Raw genomic sequence first — 3,799 nt, forward strand, 5'->3', positions numbered from 1 at the left:
AGCAGGTAGGGGTTTTGTCTTTCTGGCGTTTACTAAATCGCACCTGCAGCAGCTTGCTGGACACCAATCGTAACGTCCTTTGCAGAGCACCATCTCCCACATTTCGGGTCGGAACACTAGAATAGAGCCGAGATTCCCAGCAGATCCCCCTATGCCCAACCCTGTCGATCCCGAAGCGCTGGCACGCCTGCCGTTGGAAGAGCTCGTGGCTTGCCACGAGTGCGACCTGCTGCTGCGCAAGCCCGTGCTGCAGCATGACGAAAAGGCGCAGTGCCCGCGCTGCGGCTATGAGCTCTACGCCCACCGCCACAATGTCGTCAATCGCAGCTTGGCCCTGGTGCTGACGGCGTTGTTTCTCTACATTCCGGCCAACTTCCTGCCGATCATGCAACTGCACCTGCTCGGTCAGACCTCTGACGACACGGTGTGGAGCGGTGTGCTGGGCCTGTACAACTCACAAATGCGTGGCATCGCCGTGGTGGTGTTTCTCTGCAGCATGGCTATTCCGTTGCTCAAGCTGCTGTGCCAACTCCTGGTACTGCTGAGCATTCGCCTGAATATCGGTCGTGGTCATGGCCTGCTGTTCTATCGCATCTATCATCACCTTCGGGAGTGGGGGATGCTCGAGGTGTACTTCATGGGCGTGCTGGTAGCGATCGTCAAGCTGGTCGACCTGGCGCAACTGACCATCGGGCTGGGTTTGTTCTGCTTTATCAGCCTGTTGCTGGTGCAGGTGTGGCTGGAGGTGGTGATGTCGCCGCATCAGATATGGGTAGCGCTTTCCGGGGAGGACACCCATGCGGGCGATTGATGCCGGTATCCTGGTCTGCAATGAATGTCATGAGCTCAATCGCCAGGAGCCGGGCAGCGACTCGCAGGCCTGCACTCGCTGCGGTGCCATCGTGCATGCGCGTCGCCCCAACAGTATCGTGCGCACCTGGGCGCTGCTCGTCACTGCGATGATCTTGTACATCCCGGCCAACCTGCTGCCGATCATGACGGTCAGTACATTGGGCAAGGGCAGTCCGGACACCATCATGTCCGGGGTCATCACCCTGATGAAGCATGGCATGCTGCCCATTGCTGCGGTGGTTTTCATCGCCAGTATCCTGGTGCCGACGTTCAAGCTGGTGGGCATTGGCCTGCTGCTTTACTCGGTGCAGCGTCATCAGCCGCTCTCGGCTCGGCAGCGGATCCTGATGTACCGCTTTATCGAATTCATCGGTCGCTGGTCGATGCTCGACATCTTCGTCATCGCCATTCTGGTGGCGGTGGTGAATTTCGGTCGTATCGCCAGTGTCGAAGCCAACCTGGGCGCCGTCGCCTTTGCCAGTGTGGTGATCCTGACGATGCTTGCTGCTTTAACTTTCGATCCCCGACTGATCTGGGATAACACGGAGTCGGACGACGACCATGAGTGACTTGCCAACGGCCAAAACACGCCCAGCCTCGAACTGGTCGGCCATCTGGATTCTGCCGCTGATTGCCCTGATGATCGGGGGTTGGCTTGCCTGGCAGGCCTATCGTGACGCTGGCGTGGAGATCCAGGTACGTTTCGAGACTGGCGAGGGTATCGTCGCAAACAAGACCGAGGTGATCTACAAAGGCATGTCGGTGGGCAAGGTTACCAGCCTGGTGCTGGATGCCGAGGGCAGCAACACGGGTGTGATCGCCACCATCGAGATGAACAAGGCGGCGGAGCCGCACATGAATAAAGGCACGCGCTTCTGGTTGGTCAAGCCGAGTGTCAGCCTGGCCGGGATCTCCGGATTGGAGACACTGGTTTCCGGCAATTACATCGCCGTTGATCCGGGGCAGGGCGAGCCGACACGCCGCTTCACCGCGCTGGCCGAGGCGCCACCGCTTTCTGACAGGGAGCCTGGCCTGCACCTGACGCTCAAGGCCGAGCGCCTGGGCTCGCTCAATCGTGAGAGCCCGGTGTTCTACAAGCAGATCCAGGTGGGCAAGGTAAAAAGCTATCGCCTGTCAGACGATCATGGAACGGTCGAGATCAAGCTGTTCATCGAGCCTGAATACGCAAGCCTGGTACGCAAGCACACGCGTTTCTGGAATGCCAGCGGCATCAGCATCGATGCCAACCTGTCAGGCGTCAAGGTGCGCAGCGAGTCGCTTTCGAGCATCGTGGCGGGCGGCATCGCCTTCGCCACCCCAGAGCATCGCAAGGACAGCCCGCCCACCGATCCGAGCCTGCCGTTCCGTCTCTATGAGGACTTCGAGGCGGCTCAGGCCGGTATCCGCATCAAGGTGCACCTGACCGATTACGAAGGCCTGCAGGCTGGGCGTACTCCGGTGATGTACAAGGGTATCCAGGTGGGTTCCATGAAGACGTTGAAGATCGATGATGGTCTAGACGGCGCCATGGCTGAACTCACGCTGGACCCGCTGGCTGAGGACTACCTGGTGGAGGGCACCCAGTTCTGGGTGGTCAAGCCGTCCATTTCATTGGCGGGCATCACCGGCCTTGAGGCACTGGTAAAGGGTAACTACATCGCCATCCGACCGGGTGAGAAAGGTGCGCGACCGCAGCGTGAGTTCGAGGCTCGGGCCAAGGCGCCACCGCTCGATCTCAAGGCGCCGGGCCTGCACCTGGTGCTGTTCGCTGACACGCTCGGCTCGCTCGAGGTCGGTAGCCCGGTAACCTATCGCCAGGTCAAAGTCGGTAGCGTGCAGAGCTATCAGTTCGCTCGCAACAGCAAGCGTATCCTGATTGGTGTGCATATCGAGAAAGAGTATGCCGGCCTGGTGAACGGCTCGACGCGCTTCTGGAATGCCAGCGGCATCACCCTTACCGGCGGCCTGTCGGGTATCAAGATCAAGAGTGAGTCGTTGCAGACCCTGATGGCCGGCGGCATCGCCTTCGATACACCACAGCAGAATGTACCGCTCAAGCGACACATTCCGCGCTTCCGCCTGCTGGAGAACGAGGAGGCGGCCAACCGCGCCGGCACTCTGGTGACCATCCGTGTAGACCGTGCCGATGGCCTCAAGCCCGGTACGCCGATTCGCTTCCGTGGCCTGGATGTAGGCAGCATTGAAAGCGTCGACCTGACCTCCGACCTGCAGGCGGTGCTGCTGCGAGCGCGGATCACCGATGCCGCGGACCGTATTGCCCGGGCAGGCACGCAATTCTGGGTGGTGAAGCCGGCATTCGGGCTGGTGCGCACAGAGAACCTCGACACCCTGATCGGCGGCCAGTACCTGGAGGTACAGCCGGCACTGAAGAGTCAGGGCCCGCAGCGGGACTTCATCGCCTTGCCCGAAGCGCCGGAGGTGGTTGGTCAGGAAGTCGGGCTACCGCTGACGTTGAGTGCCTCGCGTCGTGGATCGATAAAGCCGGGTGTGCCAGTCACCTATCGTGAAGTGCAGGTTGGCAAGGTCACGGGCTACGAGCTGGGGCAGAGTGCGGATCGGGTGTTGATCCATATCCTGATCGAGCCGCGTTATGCTGCCTTGGTGCGTGGCGGCAGCCGTTTCTGGAACAGCAGTGGCTTCGGCTTTGACTGGGGACTGTTCAAGGGGGCTACAGTGAGGACCGAATCGCTGGAAACCCTCATCGATGGAGGGATCGCCTTCGCCACGCCGGATGGCGAGCAGATGGGCAATCCCGCACGGCCGCAGCAGACCTTCGCTTTGTTCGACAAGCCGGATGATGCCTGGCTGCAGTGGGCGCCGAAGATCCCGGTGGGCAAGTAGCAATGAAGTCGGGCCGCTTATCGCGGCCCGGTTTCATTGGGTAGCCTAGGCTCTTTATGAAAAACCTTGATACTCGGTGATGCTG

At 60.5% G+C, this 3,799-nt stretch carries 3 protein-coding genes; all 3 read left to right on the forward strand.

The features are described from left to right. The first annotated feature begins 151 nt into the window (after positions 1–151). Genes HU729_RS25145 through HU729_RS25155 form a run of 3 tightly spaced genes read left to right on the forward strand, consistent with a single transcriptional unit; the run spans position 152 to position 3,714 of the window. Positions 152–811, forward strand: coding sequence for a paraquat-inducible protein A (locus HU729_RS25145; RefSeq protein WP_186711886.1), 660 nt, complete (start codon positions 152–154; stop codon positions 809–811). After that, complete coding sequence (locus HU729_RS25150) at positions 798–1,421, forward strand: paraquat-inducible protein A (RefSeq protein ID WP_186711887.1); 624 nt, start codon at positions 798–800, stop codon at positions 1,419–1,421. The genes HU729_RS25145 and HU729_RS25150 overlap by 14 nt, the downstream gene beginning before the upstream one ends. Beyond that, positions 1,414–3,714 carry an MlaD family protein gene (locus tag HU729_RS25155; protein ID WP_186711888.1) on the forward strand — a complete coding sequence of 767 codons (2,301 nt, stop codon included), beginning with the start codon at positions 1,414–1,416 and terminating at the stop codon, positions 3,712–3,714. The genes HU729_RS25150 and HU729_RS25155 overlap by 8 nt, the downstream gene beginning before the upstream one ends. Positions 3,715–3,799 lie beyond the last annotated feature (85 nt).

The organism is Pseudomonas sp. RW10S2 (assembly GCF_014268985.1).
Lineage (GTDB): Bacteria > Pseudomonadota > Gammaproteobacteria > Pseudomonadales > Pseudomonadaceae > Aquipseudomonas > Aquipseudomonas wayambapalatensis.

Coding starts and splice junctions, on each gene's coding strand:
- HU729_RS25145 (WP_186711886.1), top strand. CDS start 152: ATGCCCAACCCTGTCGATCCCGAAGCGCTGGCACGCCTGCCGTTGGAA.
- HU729_RS25150 (WP_186711887.1), top strand. CDS start 798: ATGCGGGCGATTGATGCCGGTATCCTGGTCTGCAATGAATGTCATGAG.
- HU729_RS25155 (WP_186711888.1), top strand. CDS start 1,414: ATGAGTGACTTGCCAACGGCCAAAACACGCCCAGCCTCGAACTGGTCG.